Genomic DNA, 19,502 nt, shown 5'->3' on the forward strand with positions numbered 1-19,502 from the left:
TTCTCCGCAGGGGGACCCCTGTGACAATGTGTTCGAAATTGGGTCGCCCTGATGCCGTAGCCCTGGTAGGCATGGCATATGACGATCGAGCTGCGGGTGCTGCGGCCGTCCGAATGGGACGACTGGTTCGGGAAGTTGCTGCTCGCCTTCGGCGGGGTCGAGGAGCCGCAGGAAGAGCGCGAACTGTGGGGCTCGCTGACCGAGCACGAGCGGTCGATCGGGGCCTGGGACGGCGACGACTGCGTCGGGACGGCCGGGGCGTTCTCGTTCGGGGTCTCGGTGCCGGGCGGCGCGATGGTGCCCGCAGCGGGCGTGACGATGGTCAGCGTGGCCGCGACGCACCGGCGGCGCGGGGTACTCACCTCAATGATGCGCCGCCAACTGGACGACGTACGCCGCTGGGGTGAGCCGCTGGCCGTGCTGACGGCCTCCGAGCCGGAGATCTACGGCCGGTTCGGCTACGGGATCGCGACCCAGCAGATGTCCGCTCAAATCGACACGGTCCGGGGGCGGATCACAGCCCCGCAGGGCGCCGACGCCGTCCGGCTGCGGTTCGCCGAGGTCGCGGATGTCGCCGCGGAGTGCGAGGCGGTGTACGTACGCGGCATCGGGTCGCGGCCTGGCATGCTCGCCCGCAAGCCGGGCTGGGAGCGGCTGCCGCTGCTCGACCCGCCGGCCGAACGGGACGGCGCGTCGCCGATGCAGTGTGTGGTCGCCGAGCGGGAGGGCGAGATCGTCGGCTTCGTCCGCTTCCACAACAAGCCGGAGTGGGAGGCCGGCGGGCCGAGCGGCACCATCACGCTGCGGCATATCGAGGCGCTCGACCCCGTTACGTACGCCGTGCTGTGGCGATTCCTCTTCGACATCGACCTGACGGTGAGGGTGTTGGTGCGCAACCGGCCCGTTGACGATCCGCTGCTGCATCTCGTCAACGATGTGCGGAAGCTGGAAGTGCGGGTGCGTGACGGGCTGTTCGTACGGCTGGTGGATCTGGGCGCGGCGCTCGAGGCGCGTACGTACCGGACGCCGGTGGATGTCGTCTTCGACGTCGATGACGCCTTCTGTCCCTGGAACGCCGGACGGTGGCGGCTGACCGGCGACAGCAAGGGAGCGTCCTGCAAGCGGACCGAGGACGACGTTGATCTCGCCCTGTCCGTACGGGAGTTGGGCGCGGCCTATCTGGGCGGGGTGTCGCTGGCCGCGCTGGCGGGCGCGGGCCGGGTGCGGGAGCTGCGGCAGGGGGCGCTGGCCGAGGCGTCGTCGGCCTTCATCAGCGATGTCGCGCCCTGGCTGCCGCACGGCTTCTAGCGCCTGCGGCGGGCCGCTTCCCCACCCCACCGCTCCCCCTACGCCCGTGGGCGTCAGGACCTCCGTCCCGAACCGGGGCTTCGCCCCGGACCCCGGTACGCCCTTCGGGCGTGTCCTCAATCGCCGGACGGGCTTGAACGGCGATTGAGGAGCGGGGCGCGGGGCGGAGCCCCGGTCGGGAACTAACCCTGCTGGCAGGAGGGGCACCAGAAAAGATTGCGTGCGGCGAGAGCGGCGGTGCGGATCTCGCCGCCGCAGACATGGCAGGGCAGTTGGGCCCTACGGTAGACGTAGACCTCGCCGCCGTGGTCGTCGACGCGCGGTGGGCGGCCCATCGCCTCGGGGGTGTGCTCGGGGCGCACGGTGTCGATGCGGTTGTTGCGTACCCCCTCGCGCATCAGCTCCACGAGGTCGGTCCAGATCGCTGTCCACTCGGCGCGGCGCAGGTCGATGCCCGTGCGGTAGGGGTCGATGCCGTGCCGGAAGAGGACCTCGGCGCGATAGACATTGCCGACGCCCGCGATGATCTTCTGGTCCATCAGCAGCGCGGCGACCGTGGTGCGGGAGCGGGAGATACGAGCCCATGCCCGCTCGCCCCCGGAGTTGCACGCGGCGTCGTCGGCGCGCAGCGGGTCGGGGCCGAGGCGGTCGTGTATCACCTGCTTCTCGCCGTCGGCGATCAGCTCACAGGCGGTGGGGCCGCGCAGATCGACGTACGCGGTGGGGCAGGCCAGACGCAGCCGGACCGTGTCGGTGGGCGGAGGCGGGGGCGCGGCGCCGAAGTTCACCTTGCCGAAGAGGCCGAGGTGGATATGGACCCAGCCGAGCGGGCCGAAGCCGAGGAAGAGGTGCTTGCCGTGCGCCTCGGTGCTCTCCATGACCTGGCCGTCGAGCAGCGCCGCACTGTCGGAGAACTTCCCCTGCGGGCTGGTCGCCCGCACAGGCCGGCCGCCGAACCTCTCGAAGTGGTCGGCGGCCAGTCGGTGGATCGTATGACCCTCGGGCATCAGCCTTGCTGCGGGTGGTGCGCCGGGATCGGAGGGAGCTCGCCGGTCGACTCGTACGCGGTGAGCATCTGGATGCGCCGGGTGTGACGCTCCTCACCCGAGTACGGCGTAGTGAGGAAGATCTCGACGAACTTCGTCGACTCCTCCAGCGTGTGCATCCGGCCGCCGATGGCGACGACGTTGGCGTCGTTGTGCTCACGGCCGAGCGCCGCGGTCTGCTCGCTCCAGGCGAGTGCGGCGCGCACGCCCTTGACCTTGTTCGCGGCGATCTGCTCGCCGTTGCCGGAGCCGCCGATCACAATGCCGAGGCTGTCGGGGTCCGCGGCCGTCTTCTCGGCGGCACGCAGGCAGAACGGCGGGTAGTCGTCCTGGGCGTCGTAGATGTGGGGGCCGCAGTCGACGGGGTCGTGGCCATGGGCCGTGAGCCACTCGACGAGGTGGTTCTTGAGTTCGAAGCCGGCATGGTCGGAGCCGAGGTACACGCGCATGGTCCGAGTGTGGCACGCGCGGGGCTGGGTAGCGGTCAGCGGGGTCCGGACCCGTAAGGGTCGCGGGCCTTCCGCTTATCGCATCGACCTAACGATACGGAGACGGGACTTCCGTGATCGGGTATCGCAGGTTTGAATGCGGGGGCTCGTGACCCGAGTGCTCTCAAACCTAAGGAATCGTCCATGACCTCGCAGCAGACCCTCACGAAGGAAGGCGGGAAGCCCGGTATACCTGGGGACCCGAATTCCTCCGGCGGTCTCCAGGCCGGTCTCAAGAACCGCCATCTGTCCATGATCGCCATCGGCGGAGTGATCGGCGCGGGCCTGTTCGTCGGCTCCAGTTCCGGTATCGCCGCGGCAGGCCCAGCCATCCTTCTGTCGTACGCACTCGTAGGCGCACTGGTCGTCTTCGTGATGCGGATGCTCGGCGAGATGGCCGCCGCCAACCCGACCTCCGGCTCCTTCTCCGCCTACGCGGACCGGGCGCTCGGCCGCTGGGCCGGGTTCTCGATCGGCTGGCTGTACTGGTTCTTCTGGGTCGTGGTGCTGGCGGTCGAGGCGACCGCCGGCGCGAAGATCCTCGAAAGCTGGATACCGGCGGTCCCGCAGTGGGGCTGGGCGCTGATCGTGATGCTGGTGCTGACGGCGACGAACCTCGCCTCGGTGTCGTCGTACGGCGAGTTCGAGTTCTGGTTCGCGGGCATCAAGGTCGTCGCGATCAGCGCGTTCGTACTGATCGGTGTGCTCGCGGTCTTCGGGTTGCTGCCCGGTTCGGACAACCCCGGTGCGGGCTTCGCACACCTCACCGACGCCGGCGGATTCCTGCCGAACGGCGCGGGCGCGATCCTGACCGGTGTGCTGATGGTCGTCTTCTCCTTCATGGGCAGCGAGATCGTGACCCTGGCCGCCGGTGAGTCCGAGGACCCGCAGCGCGCGGTCACCAAGGCGACGAACAGCGTGATCTGGCGGATCGGTATCTTCTACCTGGGCTCGATCTTCGTGGTGCTGACGCTGCTGCCGTGGAACGACAAGTCGATCGTCGACAAGGGCTCGTACGTCGCCGCCCTCGACTCGATCGGCATCGCGCACGCCGGCCAGATCATGAACGTGATCGTCCTGACGGCCGTCCTGTCGTGTCTCAACTCCGGGCTCTACACCGCCTCCCGGATGGCGTTCTCGCTCGGGCGGCGTGGCGACGCGCCGAAGGCCTTTGCCCGTACGAACTCGCGTGGCGTGCCGCGGGCGGCCATTCTCGGGTCCGTCGTCTTCGGCTTCCTCGCCGTCTTCTTCAACTACAAGTGGCCGGACACCGTCTTCGCGTTCCTGCTGAACTCGTCCGGCGCGGTCGCGCTGTTCGTATGGCTGGTCATCTGCGTCACCCAGCTGCGGATGCGCGGGATCATCCTGCGCGAGACGCCGGACAAGCTCGTCGTGCGGATGTGGCTCTTCCCGTACCTGACCTGGCTGACCATCGCGATGATCCTGTTCGTGCTGGGCTACATGATCTACGACGGGGGCGACCCGCGGGAACAGGTGCTGCTGTCGCTGCTGGTGGCGGCCGTGGTGATCGCGATCGCGGTCGGCCGTGAGAAGTTCGGGCGCGGCGGCGCGGTGAATTCCGCGGACGCCACTCAGAGCGATGTGAAGGACTCGGTCACCCGGTCCTAGGCGTCCGTTCTGCTCGAAGGAGGCTCTCCGTACACGCCGGCAAGGCGCGAACGGAGAGCCTCCTTCATGCTGTCCGCAGCCATGCTTTGCGCAGCCGGGACCACTCCTGCGAAAGCTTTGCCCCGGGAGCTTCAGCCCCGGCGGCCGATGAGCTTCCACGCCGTGGGCAGCGCGCCCATCGCCAGTGCCGCCTTCAGCGCGTCACCGATCAGGAAGGGCGTCAGACCGGCGGCGACGGCCTGCGACAGCGTCATGCCGGTGGCCAGCGCCAGGTACGGGACACCGACCGCGTAGATGATCACCGAGCCGGCCGCCATCGCGCCCGCCGTGCGCAGGACGGAGCGGTCGGCGCCGCGGCGCGCGAGGGCGCCGACGGCGGTGGCGGCCAGCGTCATGCCGAGGATGTAGCCGAAGGACGGCATCGCGTAGCCCGAAGCACCCTGGGCGAACCAGGGCATGCCCGCCATGCCTACGACCGCGTAGAGCGCGAGGGAGAGAAAGCCGCGGCGGGCGCCGAGCGCGGTGCCGACGAGGAGGGCCGCGAAGGTCTGGCCGGAGACGGGGACCGGGGAGCCGGGGACCGGGACGGAGATCTGGGCCGCGATGCCGGTGAGCGCGGCGCCGCCGACGACCAGCGCGATGCTCTTCGTACGTGAGGCAGGCAGCAGGTCGGCGAGGACCGCTCCCGGGCGTGAGGTGACGGAAGCAGTACTCATCGGGACTCCGCGAAAGGTGAGGGCAGGTAAGGACAGGCTGACGCTAGCCCACCGGGAATCACTCGATCACCGTCAGTCGGCGACAAAGGCCGACTCTGCCGCTTGGTGGAGATCACACAAAGGTGGTCCGCCATGTGCAAGTTGGCGTGACGCTCGTCACTGAGGTCGGAGCCGAGTCGTCCCGTTCCGCGCCTCGGGGTCGAACTTGGGGAGACTGTGGAGTCCCGCCAAAGCGCAGGTGCTCTGGCCGGACGGCGCGACCGCGGCGGTGCCGCTGGTCGCGGGGCGCGAGAGGTTCGGGCGCGACGTAGGTGAGTGTTCACCTTGTGTGAGCATCGTGCCCGTATAGCGGACATGTGCCCCCTGCAAACGGGCGCGTGCCCAGACTGTCCTCCGCTCCCCGGCCCCAGCTACTGAACAGGGCACGCCCATGTCTCGGACTTCCGCGCCCGCGCCGGTCGACCAACCGGTCGACGCGCCGCTCTCGCACGGACTCAAGCAACGCCATCTTTCGATGATCGCTCTCGGCGGCGTCATCGGCGCCGGACTCTTTGTCGGATCAGGCGCGGGCATCGCCGCCGCGGGACCTTCGATCGTCATCGCCTATGCGATCTCGGGCCTGCTCGTCATGCTCGTGATGCGCATGCTCGGCGAGATGTCGGCGGCCAACCCGGCATCCGGATCCTTCTCCGTGCACGCCGAGCGGGCGATCGGTCCCTGGGCGGGCTTCACCGTGGGCTGGGCATTCTGGTTCCTGCTCTGTGTGGCCGTCGGCCTCGAAGGCATCGGCGCCGCCAAGATCATGACGGGCTGGCTGCCCGGCACTCCGGAGTGGGCCTGGGTCGCCCTGTTCATGCTGGTGTTCTGCGGCACCAACCTGGCGGCCGTGAAGAACTTCGGCGAGTTCGAGTTCTGGTTCGCCGCCCTCAAGGTCGGCGCGATCGCCCTCTTCCTGGGCATCGGCGTACTGGCCATCCTCGGCATCCTGCCGGGCACCGACGCCCCCGGCACCGCCAACCTCACGGGCGACGGCGGCTTCATGCCGAACGGCTCCGAGGGCCTCGTCGTCGGTCTGCTCGCCTCCGTCTTCGCGTACGGCGGCCTGGAGACAGTCACCATCGCGGCGGCCGAGTCCGAGCACCCGGTCCAGGGTGTCGCCAAGGCCGTGCGTACGGCGATGTGGCGTATCGCGCTCTTCTACATCGGCTCGATGGCGGTCATCGTGACCCTCGTGCCGTGGGGCGACCCGAAGGTCGTCGAGAAGGGCCCGTACGTCGCGACCCTCGACCACCTCGGAATCCCCGCCGCCGGCCAGATCATGAACGTGGTCGTACTGGTCGCCCTGCTCTCTGCGATGAACGCCAACGTCTATGGGGCCTCCCGCATGGCCTGCTCGCTGGTGGCCCGCGGCCAGGGCCCGAAGGCGCTGGGCAAGGTCTTCGGTGGTGTCCCGCGCGTCGCCGTGCTGGTCTCCTCCGTCTTCGGCTTCAGCTGCGTACTGCTCAGCTACTGGCGGCCCAACGACGTCTTCATGTGGCTGCTCAACATGATCGGCGCGGTGATCCTGGTCGTCTGGATCTTCATCGCCGTCTGCCAACTGGTGCTCCGCCGCAAGCTGGAGCGCGAGTCGCCGGAGAAGCTGGTCGTGAAGATGTGGCTGTACCCGGCGCTGACGTGGGTGGCGCTGGCGGGCATGGCGGCGGTGTTCGTTCTGATGGCGCGGGAGGCGGATACGCGTACGCAGCTGTATTACACGGGTGGGCTGGTGCTGGCGTTGGCCGTCGTGGGGTACGTCCGGCAGGTCGCGGTGGCGGCGAAGGGGGACGCTGAGGCGCTCGACGCCGAAGCGGGCAAGGGGTAGCCGGGGTCGTCCGGCAACCGTTTTCTCCTCAACTCCACCGGACTTCGTCCGGGGGCCCCAACGGGCTCGAAAAGCAAGCCGGACCCCCGGGCCGTCACGGTCCGGGGGTCCGGCGCGTCCTGTCCCGTGCACACTCACGCGGACATGACCCGGACACCCTGTGTCCCCTCTGCCGCAACCCGTCGTCGGGAGCGTGGTGTACAGCGCCCCCCACGACCGAGGACCGACGAGGGAGACCCGCATGCCCGCACTGCCGAGACGCCGCTCGATCCTTCTCGCGGCCGGCGCGGCGACCGCCGCGACCACCGTGTCCGCGCTGCCCGCCGCGGCGGCCCAGGTCCGTCAACACCCCGCTCCCGACCGGCCGTTGGTGATCGGACATCGCGGTGCGGCCGGCTGGCGGCCCGAGCACACCGCGGCCTCTTACATCTTCGCCGTCCAGGCCGGAGCCGACTGGATCGAGCCGGACCTCGTCCCGACCAAGGACCATGTGCTGGTCGTCCGGCACGAGAACGAGATCTCGCAGACGACGGACGTCGCGAAGCATCCGGAGTTCGCTCAGCGCCGCACCACGAAGACGGTCGACGGGCGCGTGGTGACCGGCTGGTTCACCGAGGACTTCACGCTCGCCGAGCTGAAGACGCTGCGGGCCGTGGAGCGGCTGCCGCTGGTCCGCAACCGCAACACCGTCTTCGACGGCACCCAGCGGATCATGACCTTCCAGGAGGTCGTCGACCTCGCCCGCAGGCTCTCCCGCCGGCACGGCCGCCGGATCGCCGTCTTCCCGGAGACCAAGCACCCGACGTACTTCCGCTCCATCGGCCTCCCGCTGGAGCCTGAGCTCCTGCGCATCGTGCGCCAAGGCCACCTCGACGCCCGCGAGTGCGTCATCCAGTCCTTCGAACCCTCCAGCCTCCTGCGCATCGCCGACGCACGGCTGCGCCTCCCGCTCTGGCAGGCGCTGGGCACTTCCGGCGGCCCGTACGGGCACACCGCCACGTATGCGCAGATGATGACCCCGGCCGGGCTGCGGGAGATCGCCGAGTACGCGGACTGGATCGGGCCGGACAAGTCGTCGGTACTCGCGCCGTCCCCGCTGCTGGCGGACGCGCACGCGGCGGGGTTGAAGGTCGGCGCGTACACCTTCCGCGCGGAGAACCAGTTCCTGCCGGCCGCGCTGCGGCGCGGCACCGGCCCGAGCGAGTTCGGTGACGCCTTCGCCGAGTACGCCCTGCATTACGGCCTCGGCGTGGACGCGGTCGTCACGGACTTCCCGGACCTCGCGGTGATCGCCCGGAACGACGTGAGTGCCAACGACGTGAGTGCCAACGACGTGAGTGCCAACGACGTGACGTGACCGGCGCCTGATCACAACCCGACCCTCCTGCTGCTAGATTGCACTTGCATAAGATGTGCAATAAGCAGCCGGAGGGACCGGACAGACATGGCCACCTACACGCTTCCTGAACTCCCCTATGACTACGCGGCGCTCGAACCGGTCATCAACCCGCAGATCATCGAGCTCCACCACGACAAGCACCACGCCGCCTACGTCAAGGGCGCCAACGACACCCTCGAGCAGCTCCAGGAGGCGCGCGACAAGGAGGCATGGGGCGCGATCAACGGTCTGGAAAAGGGCCTCGCGTTCCATCTCTCCGGCCATATCCTGCACTCGATCTACTGGCACAACATGACGGGCGACGGCGGCGGCGAACCGCTGGAGAAGGACGGCGTGGGCGAGCTCGCGGACGCGATCGCCGAGTCCTTCGGCTCCTTCGCCAAGTTCAAGTCGCAGCTCACGAAGGCCTCCGCGACCACGCAGGGCTCGGGCTGGGGCGTTCTCGCCTACGAGCCGGTCAGCGGCCGTCTGATCGTCGAGCAGATCTACGACCACCAGGGCAACGTCGGGCAGGGCTCGGTCCCGGTCCTGGTCTTCGACGCCTGGGAGCACGCCTTCTATCTGCAGTACAAGAACCAGAAGGTGGACTTCATCGAGGCGATGTGGAAGGTCGTCAACTGGCAGGACGTGGCGAAGCGTTACGCGTCCGCGAAGCAGCGTGCGAACAACCTGCTGCTCGTTCCGTAGCACCCTCAGTAGCACCCGATGAGCGTCCTGCTCGTGATCGTCTTCTCAACCTTCACGTGCGGGCGGAATGACGAAGGACCCCCGCGAGGACGTGACTCGCGGGGGTCCTTCCATGAGCGATGGCCGAAGACCGGTCAGTCACCGGTCAGTCGAGGAACGGTCAGTCGAAAATGGGGCCCTGTGTGCGGGTGCGCTTGATCTCGTAGAAGCCGGGGATGGAGGCGACCATCAGCGTGCCGTCCCAGAGCCTCGCCGCCTCCTCGCCCTTCGGGGCCGGCGTGACCACCGGGCCGAAGAAGGCGATCTGCTGCCCGTCCGAGCCCGGGACCGCGATGACCGGGGTGCCGACGTCCTGGCCGACCTTGTCTATGCCCTCCTTGTGGGAGGCGCGCAGCTCCGTGTCGTACGCGTCGGAGTCCGCGTAATCGATCAGCTCGGCCGGCAGGCCGACCTCCTCCAGCGCCGCCGCGATCGCCTCGCGGGTCGCGCCCTCGCCGCGGTTGTGGAAGCGGGTGCCGAGCGCGGTGTAGAGATCGCCGAGGATCTCGTCCCCGTGCTTCTGCTGCGCGGCGATCACGACCCGGACCGGGCCCCACGCCTGCTTCAAGCCCTCGCGGTACTCCTCCGGGAGCTCATCCAGCTTGGGTTCGTTCAGCACGGCGAGGCTCATCACATGCCAGCGGACCTCGACGTCGCGGACCTTCTCCACCTCGAGCATCCAGCGGGACGTCATCCAGGCCCACGGGCACAGGGGGTCGAACCAGAAGTCGACGGGGGTCTTGCCGGACTTGCCGTTCTCGGACATGTCACTCCTCATGGGGAACGTCGCGTGCGCCTCGAACAGGCAACGCAACGGGCCACCGCACGATTCCCGGATACCGGGTGCCAGGTGCACATGGCAGGATCGGTCCTGTTCGAACGAGCCACGAAGGAGTGCCCGTGCCCGGTGAGAATCTGTCCCGCGACGAGGCCCGTAGGCGGGCCGAGCTGGTCTCCGTCGACGGGTACGAGGTTGCCCTCGATCTGCGTTCCGCGGTCGGGGAGGCCCCGGATGGCGCCGGGCCGCGCACCTTCCGTTCGGTGACGACGATCCGCTTCCGCTGCGCGGAGCCGGGCACCGGGACCTTCGCGGATCTGCTGGCGCCCTCCGTGACGGCCGTGACGCTGAACGGCGAGAAGCTGGACCCGGCCGCCGTCTTCGACGGCTCGCGGATCGCCCTTGCGGGCCTGGCCGCGGAAAACGTGCTGGTCGTGGACGCGCAGTGCGCCTACAGCCGTACGGGTGAGGGGCTGCACCGCTTCGTCGACCCGGAGGACGGCGAGGTCTACCTCTACACCCAGTACGAGCCGGCCGACGCGCGCCGGGTCTTCGCCACCTTTGAACAGCCGGACCTCAAGGCGCCGTTCCGCTTCGAGGTGACCGCGCCCGAGGGCTGGAGCGTCTGGAGCAACGGCGAGGGCGCGCAGGCCGAGGACGGGGTGTGGCGGTTCGCGGAGACGAAGCCGATCTCCACGTACATCACCGCGGTCGTGGCCGGTCCGTACCACTACGAGACCGATGTCTACACGCGGATCCTCGATGACGGGACGGCGCTGAAGATCCCGCTCGGGGCGATCTGCCGCAAGGGGCTCGCCAGGCATTTCGACGCGGACGACATCTTCCTGGTGACGAAGCAGGGGCTGGACTTCTTCCACGACCACTTCGACTACCCGTACCCGTTCGGGAAGTACGACCAGGCGTTCGTGCCCGAGTACAACATCGGCGCGATGGAGAACCCGGGGTGTGTGACCTTCCGCGAGGAGTTCATTTTCCGGGGGAAGGTGACACAGGCGTCGTACGAACGCCGGGCGAACGTCATCCTGCACGAGATGGCGCACATGTGGTTCGGCGACCTGGTCACCATGGTGTGGTGGGACGACCTGTGGCTGAAGGAGTCCTTCGCCGACTTCATGGGCTCGTTCTCGATGGTGGAGGCGACGCGGTTCACCAACGGCTGGGTCACCTTCGCCAACAACCGCAAGTCGTGGGCGTACCGCGCGGACCAGTTGCCGTCGACCCATCCGATCACGGCCGACATCCGTGACCTGGAGGACGCGAAGCTCAACTTCGACGGGATCACGTACGCGAAGGGGGCGAGTGTGCTGAAGCAGCTCGTCGCGTACGTGGGGCAGGACGCGTTCCTGGAGGGCGCGCGGCGCTACTTCAAGCGCCATGCGTACGGGAACACGCGTCTTGGCGATCTGCTGGCGGTGCTGGAGGAGACGTCCGGGCGGGACATGACGGCGTGGTCGCAGTCCTGGCTCCAGACCGCGGGCGTCAACTCCCTCACTCCGGTGGTCACGTATGACGCGGGTGACCGGATCACGGAGCTCGCAGTGATCCAGGAGGCGGCGGAGTCCCACCCGGAGCTGCGGCCGCACCGGGTGGCGGTGGGCCTGTACCGGCGCCAGGGCACGGATCTGGTGCGGTACGCGCGGGCCGAGGCGGACGTCGCCGGGCCCCGGACGGTCGTGGAGGGCCTGACCGGGGCTGAGAAGCCGGAGCTGATTCTCGTCAACGACGAGGACCTGACGTACTGCAAGATTCGTTTCGACGAGGGTTCGCTGGCGACGCTGCGGGCGCATCTGGGCGACATCACGGACTCGCTGGCGCGGGCGCTGTGCTGGTCGGCACTGTGGAATCTGACGCGGGACGCGCTGATGCCGGCGCGGGACTTCATCGACCTGGTGCTGCGGTTCGCGGGGCGCGAGTCGGACATCGGGGTGCTGCAGACGCTGCACACGTGGGCGCGTTCCGCGCTGGAGCACTACGCCGCGCCCGCGTGGCGCGAGGAGGGCGGACGGCTGCTGGCGGAGGGTGCGCTGCGTGAGCTGCGGCTGGCCGAGCCGGGAAGCCAGCACCAGCTGACGTGGGCGCGGTTCTTCGCGGCGACGGCGACGTCGGCGGCGGCGGATCTGCAGTTGCTGCAGGGACTGCAGGAAGGCAGGGCGAAGATCGACGGGCTCGAGGTGGACCAGGAGCTGCGCTGGGCGTTCCTGCTGCCGCTGGCCGCGCACGGGATGGCGGACGAGTCGGTCATCGAGGCGGAACTGGCCCGCGACGACACGGCGTCGGGCAAGCGCCACGAGGTCCGCTGCCTGGCGGCGCGGCCGTCGGCGGCGGTGAAGGCCCAGGCGTGGGCGCTGGTCGTCGAGTCGGACTCGCTGTCGAACGCGCTGGTGGAGGCGACGATTTCGGGCTTTGTGCAGCCGGGTCAGCGGGAGTTGCTCGTGCCGTACGTGTCGAAATACTTCGACGCGATCGAGCGGGTGTGGGCGGAGCGGTCGATCCAGATCGGCATGGACGTGGTCAGGGGCCTCTTCCCGAGTCTCCAGGACGACGAGTCGACACTGGCCGCTACGGACGAGTGGCTGACGTCCCACGCGGACGCGCCGCCGGCCCTGCGAAGGCTGGTGCTGGAGGCGAGGGACGACCTGGCGCGGGCCCTGCGGGCACAGGCGTGCGACGGGGCTGCGGGCGCGTAGGGGCGCCGGGTGTCACGTGCGGGTGCCTGCGGGGTGGCGCGGGCCCCGCGGGCACAGGCGTGCGACGGAGGGTGCGGGGCCGTAGGGCGGGTTCGCAGGTGAATGCGGGTGCCTGCGAGGGCCGACCTGGCGTGCGGCCCTGGGTGCCCCGCCCTGCGGTAGTCCTGCGATGCGGCTGCGGTCGCGTAGGAGCGCCAGGGTCGTGTGCCGGTGCGGTGCCTGCGGGTGTGATTCCCTCGGCGCCCGCACCCCCCGATCGTCGGGGGGCTGATCGGCAGTCGAACGTCCGTACTTTAGGGCGGTGTTGTCCTGAATTGTCGACGAGCTTGTAACAGCGGTTAGCGACCCGACCCCCCGCGGGCATCCCCGTCGCATGAACCACGACACCCCGCTCTCCCCCCTCCCGCTCAGCCACCTCTGCGAGGTCCAGCGCCGCGTACTGTCCACGGCCCAGCTGCGTGCGCACGGCATCTCCCCCGCCCGCATCACCTCGCAGTGCCTGCCGGGCGGGCCCTGGCAGTCGCTGCTGCCCGGTGTCTTTCTCCTGCACCCCGGACCGCCCACCAGCGAGGAGCGACTGCACGGCGCCCTCCTCTACGCGGGACGGACGGCCGTTCCCGCCGAGGGCGAGCCCCAGGGGGTGCCCGCCGCCGGCCTCTACGGCGAAGCCATGGTCACCGGACTCGCCGCCCTCGCCCTGCACCGGTTCTCCTCCGCCCCGCCACTCCTCTCCCTCGACCGGATCGACGTCCTCGTGCCCCGCACCCGGCGGCTGCGATCGACCGGCTGCGTCCGGCTGGTGCGGGCGCACACCCTGCCGAGACCGGAAAAGATCACCGGCGTGCCCGTCGCGCCCGTGCCCCGCGCCCTCGCGGACGCCGTCGCACAGCTCACCGAGGCAAATGCCGTACGCCGGCTGCTCACCGAGGCGGTCAGCGGCGGGCACTGCGAAGCCGTCGCTGTGCTCAAGGAGTTGAACCGCGCACGACTGCTGTCCCGCCCTCACGTCGTGAACGCCGTCGACTCGCTGCTCGCCGAGGCGCGGGCCGTCGCCGAGCAGCGGCTGTACGACCTGGTGCGTACGCACGGGCTCCCCGACCCCCTGTGGAACGTCGACCTGCGCCTCCCCGGCGGCCCGCACCTCGGCGGCGTCGACGCCTACTGGCCCGAGCAGGCCGTCGCCCTCGAGCTGGACACCCGCGCGCCGCGCCAGGACGACGACGCCCTGTGGTCGGAGTCCGTCCGCAAGCGCGAGCAGCTGGAGCGGCTCGGCATCACCGTCGTACACATCATGCCGAGGCGACTGCGGGAGTCGCCGGAGCAGCAGGCGACCGTGGTCCGCACGGCACTGATGGCCGCGCCGGACCGCGATCCCGCCGCCTACGTCGTGGTGCTCCCGCGCTGAGCGGTCGGCCGCGTCAGCTGCCTTCAGCGGCCTCGAGCCGCGGAACTCCGGGGGGAAGAGTTGAGCGGCTATCGGCCGTTTGTGGCGATCCGGCCCACCGCGGGCCTGGAGCGCCACAACTCCAGGCCGATGTCGACGAGTTCGACCCGCTCCAGGCCGGTCACCGCGGCCAGCGGGTGCCAGGCGGCCAGGTCCGTGGACCCGTTCGTCTCGTGGCGCAGCTCGCCTCCGGTGACCCGGCCCTCGTACACGATGCGCAGCCCCTGGAAGTCGGCGAACGCGCCGAGTTTGCGCGGATACCGGCGGCGGACGGAGTCGAGGCCGAGCAGCGCGGTCATCTCGGCCGTGTAGCCGGTCTCCTCCTCGACCTCGCGGACGACCGTGTCGACAGGGTCCTCCCCGTGCTCCATTCCGCCGCCGGGCAGCGTCCACTTCTTGACGCCGTCGCGGCCCACCCAGCGGGCGAGCAGCATCTCTTCCTGCCGTACGCACACGGCGTAGGCCGCAACCCTCAACTCCCTGTTCCGCCACTGCTTGTTCATGCCGTGAGGGTAGACGTACGCACATCCGCGACCGCGAGGACCGAATGGCTCCCTTTGTCCCTCATGGCACATCGCCCGCAGTGGCGGATGTCCGCCATGACCACATCCCGCCTCCGACAACTCTCCACAAACCCCTGTCACTTACGCAAGGCTGAGCGGTCATCCGGCACCGAATTCCGGACCCTCTCTTTCACTAAACAGGGATGCTGATGACCCCCGAATCCCAGAGCCCCATATCAGGGCGCTCCGTACCAGGTCACAGACGCGTGGCCCGCATCGCGGCCGCAGCATCGATGGTGGCCGCGCTGGTCGCCGCCGGCGCCGTACCGGCCTTCTCCGACGCGCCCGCCGACGACCCAGGCACCACCGCCGGCGTCAAGGCCGCGTCCGACAAGCTCGGCTCGGCCGACGCGCAACTGCTCGCCGAGGCCGAGGCCAAGGGCGAGAAGAGCGTCACCGTCATGGTCGCCACCGCCCCCGGTGCGACCGAGCAGGTCGCGGGCCAGCTCGACGCCGTCAAGGGCGCCGTGGTCGGCAAGACGTACGACCAGCTCGGCTATGTGCGGGCCACCCTGCCCACCGACCGGGCGGAGGCCGCGCTCAAGGCGGCCGCCAAGCTCTCCAGCGTCCACGGCATCGATCTCAAGCACGAGATCAAGCTGGACGACCCCACCCCGGCGGGCGACACCGCCAAGGGCGCGGGCAGGGCCGGCGCCCAGGCCGCGACGTACCCGGCGCCCGGGAAGGACACCCCGGCGAAGAATCCGTACAACCCGTCCTTCGAGACCGGCGCGGTGGACTTCGTCAATGAGCACCCCAAGGCCGACGGCCGCGGTGTGACCATCGGCATCCTCGACTCGGGCGTCGACCTCGCCCACCCGGCGCTGCAGAAGACCACCACCGGCGAGCGCAAGATCGTCGACTGGGTCACCGCGACCGACCCGGTCGCGGACGGCGACGGCACCTGGCGCCGGATGTCGCTCGATGTGAGCGGCCCGACGTTCACCGTCAACGGCCGTACGTACTCCGCCCCGGCGGGCGCGTACAAGTTCAACCTCTTCGCCGAGGCCGCCACCAAGGGCGGCGACATGGCCGGTGACCTCAACCGGGACGGCGACACCACCGACGTCTGGGGCGTGCTGTACGACGCGGGCACCCGGACCGCCCGCGTCGACCTCGACAACGACGCGAACTTCTCGAACGACACCGTGATGAAGCCGTACAAGAACGGCTTCCAGATCGGCTACTTCGGCAAGGACAACCCGGCCACCGAGGTCGTCGAACGCATCCCGTTCGTCATCGAGGTCCGCAAGGACGTCGTCTACAACGCGGCCGGCGCCAAGGCCGACTACGTCAACATCGGCGTCATCGAGAGCGAGCACGGCACGCACGTCGCCGGCATCACCGCGGCCAACAGCCTCTTCGGGGGCAGGATGAACGGCGCGGCGCCCGGCGCCAAGCTGGTCTCCTCGCGCGCCTGCACCTGGAGCGGCGGCTGCACCAACATCGCGCTCACCGAGGGCATGGCCGACCTGGTCATCAACCGCGGCGTGGACATCGTCAACATGTCCATCGGCGGTCTGCCCGCGCTGAACGACGGCAACAACGCCCGCGCCGAGCTCTACACCCGCCTCATCGACACCTACGGTGTCCAGCTGGTCATCTCGGCCGGCAACGAGGGTCCGGGCACCAACACCATCGGCGACCCGGGCCTCGCCGACAAGGTCATCTCCGTCGGCGCCGCCATCTCCAAGGAGACCTGGGCGTCCAACTACGGATCCGGGGTGACGAAGAAGTACGCCATGCTGCCCTTCTCGTCCCGCGGACCGCGCGAGGACGGCGGCTTCGCGCCGATCATCACCGCGCCCGGCGCCTCCATCAACACCACCCAGACCTGGCTGCCCGGCGGCCCGGTCGCCGAGGCGGGCTACAAGCTCCCGGCCGGCTACTCGATGCTGCAGGGCACCTCGATGTCCTCGCCGCAGGCCGCGGGCGCGAGCGCTCTGCTGCTCTCGGCCGCCAAGCAGCGGCACATCGCGCTGACCCCGGCGAAGCTGCGCACGGCGCTGACCAGCACCGCGCACCGTATCCCCGGAGTGCAGGCACATGAGCAGGGCTCCGGCCTGATCAACATCGTGGACGCCTGGGACGCCATCGAGGACGGCGCAACCGCCCACGAGTACGGCGTCAAGGCCCCGGTCGACACCGCGATCGACTTCGCGCTGAAGACCCCCGGCTTCGGCACCGGCCTCTACGACCGCGAGGGCGGCCTGAAGGCCGGCCAGAAGAAGTCGTACGACGTCGTCATCACGCGGACGACCGGCCCGGACCGCCCCGTGCGGCACGAGCTGGACTGGAAGTACAACGACGGCACCTTCGACCTGCCCGGTTCCGGCGCGGTCACGCTGCCGCTGAACACGCCGGTCACCGTCAAGGTCGACGCCAAGCCCGGCTCGGCCGGTGCCCACAGCGCCATCCTCGAGGTGGACGACGAGCGCACCGAGGGCATCGACAAGCAGATCCTCGCCACGGTGATCGTCTCCAAGCAGCTGGCGAAGCCCGAGTACACCTTCTCGGCGTCCGGCTCGGTACAGCGCAACAGTCACAAGTCGTACTTCGTCACCGTGCCCGAGGGCGCGAAGAACCTCGAGGTCTCGCTCGGCGCTCTGGCCGCGAACAGCCAGACCCGGTTCATCGGCATCCACCCGTACGGCGTGGGGGTCGACGACAGCTCGACGATCTTCTGCTACCCGAACTACAACAATCCCGCGAACACCTGCCGTCCGGACTTGCGCTCGTACGCCGAGCCGACCCCGGGCGTCTGGGAGATCGAGGTCGAGTCGCGGCGTACGTCTCCGCTGCTCGACAACCCGTACAAGCTGGACGTCAGCCTGCTGGGCGCCTCCTTCGACCCGGCCGTCAAGACGCTCCCCGAGGCGAAGGTCGGCACGCCGGCCCCCGTCGAGTGGAAGGTCACCAACGGCTTCGCCGCGATCGACGGCAAGCTCGCCGGCGGTTCGCTGGGCTCGGCGAAGGTCGCCCGGCCGTCGATCAAGGACGGTGAGTCGCAGGAGTCGACGGTCACCATCGGTGAGGGCGTCGAGCGTCTCGACGTCGCCATCGGCGGGGTCTCCGACACGGGCGCCGACCTGGACCTGACGGTCCTCCTGGACGGCGTCCAGGTGGGCCAGGCGGCGGACGGCGACTCCGAGGAGGCGGTGAGCCTGCTCAAGCCGGCCGCCGGCACCTACACGATCGTCGTCGACGGCTACTCCGTCCCGGCCGGGACCACCGAGTACAACTACCGCGATGTGTTCTTCGCGGCTTCGCTCGGCTCGGTCAAGGTCGACTCGACGCCGGTGAAGCTCGCCAACGGGGCGTCGGCGCAGGTCAGCGCCGAGGTTCTGGTGGGCGGCGCGGCTCCCGAGGGGCGGCAGTTCTTCGGCGAGGTGCAGCTGCTGAACGGCCGCGGCACGGTCGCGGGCGCAGGCAGCGTGGTGATCGAGAAGGTCACGCCGTAGCACTCCCGTAGCGGCTCGGTCTGTACGACGGCGGGGCGGGCGCTCTTCGGAGCACCCGCCCCGCCGGCATGTCCTGTGTCACACGTCCCGGCCATCGGACAATGGATTGGACAAGTCGCCCGGGGACATACGCATCATGGAGCAGCACCCAGGCCAGCAGAACAGTACGAATCAGCACAAAGGAGTCGTCCGTGAGGGTCGGAATCGTCGGAGCCACCGGTCAGGTCGGCGGAGTCATGCGCAAGATCCTCTCCGAGCGGAAGTTCCCGGTCGACGAGCTGCGACTGTTCGCCTCGGCGCGGTCCGCGGGCTCCACCCTGCCCTGGGAGGGCCGGGAGATCGCCGTCGAGGACGCCTCCGCCGCCGACTACTCCGGTCTGGACATCGTGATCTTCTCGGCCGGCGGCGCGACCGCCAAGGCGCTCGCCGAGAAGGTCGCCGCACAGGGCGCCGTCGTGATCGACAACTCCTCGGCCTGGCGCCGGGACCCCGAGGTGCCGCTGGTCGTCGCTGAGGTCAACCCGCACGCGATCAAGAACCGCCCCAAGGGCATCATCGCCAACCCGAACTGCACCACGATGGCCGCGATGCCGGTCCTGAAGCCCCTGCACGCCGAGGCGGGACTCACCGCGCTGATCGCCACCACCTACCAGGCCGTGTCCGGTTCCGGGGTGGCCGGTGTCGCCGAGCTGGACGGGCAGGTCAAGGAGGTCGCCGGCCGCGCGAGCGAGCTGACGCACGACGGCGCGGCCGTCGAGTTCCCCGAGCCCGCCGTCTACAAGCGCCCCATCGCCTTCAATGTCGTGCCGCTGGCGGGCAACCTCGTCGACGACGGCTCCTTCGAGACCGACGAGGAGCAGAAGCTCCGCAACGAGTCCCGCAAGATCCTGGAGATCCCGGAGCTCAAGGTCTCCGGCACCTGTGTCCGCGTCCCGGTCTTCTCCGGCCACTCGCTGCAGGTCAACGTCCGCTTCGAGCGCCCGATCAGCGTCGAGCGCGCCTATGAGCTGCTGACGTACGCCCCGGGCGTCGAGCTCTCCGAGATCCCGACGCCGCTGCAGGCGGCCGGCAAGGACGCCTCGTACGTCGGCCGTATCCGCGTGGACGAGACCGCCGAGAACGGCCTCGCGCTCTTCCTGTCCAACGACAACCTCCGCAAGGGCGCGGCGCTGAACGCCGTGCAGATCGCGGAGCTCGTCGCCGACGAGCTCAAGGCCTGACCCCTGCCGGCGACGAGGGCGGGGCACCCACGGGGTGCCCCGCCCTCGTGCTGCTCCCCGCGGGCCTGCCCCTTCGGCCGGGGCAGCGGGCGGAGCAGGCGATCGGGGCAGGCGATCGGGGCAGGCAAATAGAGCAGGCGACGGACCCGCACCCC

At 69.6% G+C, this 19,502-nt stretch carries 14 protein-coding genes; 9 read left to right on the forward strand and 5 right to left on the reverse strand.

All coding sequences use genetic code 11. The features are described from left to right. The first annotated feature begins 78 nt into the window (after positions 1-78). Entirely contained in the window at positions 79-1,308 is a 1,230-nt protein-coding gene (locus J7E87_RS29545) for a GNAT family N-acetyltransferase (RefSeq protein ID WP_215097660.1), read from the forward strand. A 182-nt stretch (positions 1,309-1,490) separates the two neighbouring features. On the opposite strand, the gene J7E87_RS29550 is transcribed toward J7E87_RS29545, so the two are convergent. Continuing rightward, a complete protein-coding gene (locus J7E87_RS29550; RefSeq protein ID WP_215097661.1) occupies positions 1,491-2,315 on the reverse strand; it encodes an Fpg/Nei family DNA glycosylase in 825 nt (274 codons plus the stop codon). Then, positions 2,315-2,803 carry a ribose-5-phosphate isomerase gene (locus tag J7E87_RS29555; RefSeq protein WP_215097662.1) on the reverse strand — a complete coding sequence of 163 codons (489 nt, stop codon included), beginning with the start codon at positions 2,801-2,803 and terminating at the stop codon, positions 2,315-2,317. The genes J7E87_RS29550 and J7E87_RS29555 overlap by 1 nt, the downstream gene beginning before the upstream one ends. 183 nt (positions 2,804-2,986) lie before the next feature. Between J7E87_RS29555 and J7E87_RS29560 the strand changes: the two genes are divergently transcribed. After that, entirely contained in the window at positions 2,987-4,471 is a 1,485-nt protein-coding gene (locus tag J7E87_RS29560) for an amino acid permease (RefSeq protein ID WP_215097663.1), read from the forward strand. Positions 4,472-4,602: 131 nt separating this feature from the next. Here J7E87_RS29560 and J7E87_RS29565 read toward each other — a convergent pair whose 3' ends face one another. Then, positions 4,603-5,187: a biotin transporter BioY gene (locus J7E87_RS29565; protein ID WP_215097664.1), complete on the reverse strand. Its 585-nt coding sequence runs from the start codon at positions 5,185-5,187 to the stop codon at positions 4,603-4,605. A 430-nt stretch (positions 5,188-5,617) separates the two neighbouring features. Between J7E87_RS29565 and J7E87_RS29570 the strand changes: the two genes are divergently transcribed. From J7E87_RS29570 to J7E87_RS29580, 3 genes are all read left to right on the forward strand, one after another. Beyond that, positions 5,618-7,048, forward strand: a complete 1,431-nt coding sequence (locus J7E87_RS29570) for an amino acid permease (protein ID WP_215097665.1) — start codon at positions 5,618-5,620, stop codon at positions 7,046-7,048. Positions 7,049-7,289: 241 nt separating this feature from the next. Then, positions 7,290-8,405 (forward strand): glycerophosphodiester phosphodiesterase family protein, encoded by a 1,116-nt coding sequence (locus J7E87_RS29575; protein WP_215097666.1) that lies wholly within the window; start codon positions 7,290-7,292, stop codon positions 8,403-8,405. Positions 8,406-8,492: 87 nt separating this feature from the next. Next, positions 8,493-9,134: a superoxide dismutase gene (locus J7E87_RS29580; protein WP_215097667.1), complete on the forward strand. Its 642-nt coding sequence runs from the start codon at positions 8,493-8,495 to the stop codon at positions 9,132-9,134. A 160-nt stretch (positions 9,135-9,294) separates the two neighbouring features. On the opposite strand, the gene J7E87_RS29585 is transcribed toward J7E87_RS29580, so the two are convergent. Beyond that, on the reverse strand, positions 9,295-9,939 hold the full coding sequence (locus J7E87_RS29585; RefSeq protein WP_215097668.1) for a DsbA family protein: 645 nt from the start codon (positions 9,937-9,939) through the stop codon (positions 9,295-9,297). Positions 9,940-10,073: 134 nt separating this feature from the next. On the opposite strand from J7E87_RS29585, the gene pepN reads away from it, so the two are divergent. Continuing rightward, positions 10,074-12,659 carry an aminopeptidase N gene (pepN, locus tag J7E87_RS29590; RefSeq protein ID WP_215097669.1) on the forward strand — a complete coding sequence of 862 codons (2,586 nt, stop codon included), beginning with the start codon at positions 10,074-10,076 and terminating at the stop codon, positions 12,657-12,659. Between the two features lie 373 nt (positions 12,660-13,032). Further along, positions 13,033-14,064: a hypothetical protein gene (locus J7E87_RS29595; RefSeq protein ID WP_215097670.1), complete on the forward strand. Its 1,032-nt coding sequence runs from the start codon at positions 13,033-13,035 to the stop codon at positions 14,062-14,064. 68 nt (positions 14,065-14,132) lie between these two features. Here the strand turns inward: J7E87_RS29595 and J7E87_RS29600 are convergent, their stop codons facing one another. Continuing rightward, positions 14,133-14,606 (reverse strand): NUDIX hydrolase, encoded by a 474-nt coding sequence (locus J7E87_RS29600; protein WP_215097671.1) that lies wholly within the window; start codon positions 14,604-14,606, stop codon positions 14,133-14,135. Between the two features lie 203 nt (positions 14,607-14,809). On the opposite strand from J7E87_RS29600, the gene J7E87_RS29605 reads away from it, so the two are divergent. Together J7E87_RS29605 and J7E87_RS29610 are read left to right on the forward strand one after the other, a co-directional pair. Continuing rightward, the gene (locus J7E87_RS29605; protein WP_215097672.1) at positions 14,810-18,127 is read left to right on the forward strand and encodes a S8 family serine peptidase; all 3,318 of its coding nucleotides are present in this window, start codon (positions 14,810-14,812) and stop codon (positions 18,125-18,127) included. A gap of 191 nt (positions 18,128-18,318) precedes the next feature. After that, complete coding sequence (locus tag J7E87_RS29610; RefSeq protein WP_215097673.1) at positions 18,319-19,347, forward strand: aspartate-semialdehyde dehydrogenase; 1,029 nt, start codon at positions 18,319-18,321, stop codon at positions 19,345-19,347. Positions 19,348-19,502: the final 155 nt, after the last annotated feature.

Origin of the sequence: Streptomyces sp. ISL-1 (genome assembly GCF_018614585.1) — a bacterium.
GTDB classification, from domain to species: domain Bacteria; phylum Actinomycetota; class Actinomycetes; order Streptomycetales; family Streptomycetaceae; genus Streptomyces; species Streptomyces maoxianensis.

Coding starts and splice junctions, on each gene's coding strand:
- J7E87_RS29545 (WP_215097660.1), top strand. CDS start 79: ATGACGATCGAGCTGCGGGTGCTGCGGCCGTCCGAATGGGACGACTGG.
- J7E87_RS29550 (WP_215097661.1), bottom strand. CDS start 2,315: ATGCCCGAGGGTCATACGATCCACCGACTGGCCGCCGACCACTTCGAG.
- J7E87_RS29555 (WP_215097662.1), bottom strand. CDS start 2,803: ATGCGCGTGTACCTCGGCTCCGACCATGCCGGCTTCGAACTCAAGAAC.
- J7E87_RS29560 (WP_215097663.1), top strand. CDS start 2,987: ATGACCTCGCAGCAGACCCTCACGAAGGAAGGCGGGAAGCCCGGTATA.
- J7E87_RS29565 (WP_215097664.1), bottom strand. CDS start 5,187: ATGAGTACTGCTTCCGTCACCTCACGCCCGGGAGCGGTCCTCGCCGAC.
- J7E87_RS29570 (WP_215097665.1), top strand. CDS start 5,618: ATGTCTCGGACTTCCGCGCCCGCGCCGGTCGACCAACCGGTCGACGCG.
- J7E87_RS29575 (WP_215097666.1), top strand. CDS start 7,290: ATGCCCGCACTGCCGAGACGCCGCTCGATCCTTCTCGCGGCCGGCGCG.
- J7E87_RS29580 (WP_215097667.1), top strand. CDS start 8,493: ATGGCCACCTACACGCTTCCTGAACTCCCCTATGACTACGCGGCGCTC.
- J7E87_RS29585 (WP_215097668.1), bottom strand. CDS start 9,939: ATGTCCGAGAACGGCAAGTCCGGCAAGACCCCCGTCGACTTCTGGTTC.
- J7E87_RS29595 (WP_215097670.1), top strand. CDS start 13,033: ATGAACCACGACACCCCGCTCTCCCCCCTCCCGCTCAGCCACCTCTGC.
- J7E87_RS29600 (WP_215097671.1), bottom strand. CDS start 14,606: ATGAACAAGCAGTGGCGGAACAGGGAGTTGAGGGTTGCGGCCTACGCC.
- J7E87_RS29605 (WP_215097672.1), top strand. CDS start 14,810: ATGCTGATGACCCCCGAATCCCAGAGCCCCATATCAGGGCGCTCCGTA.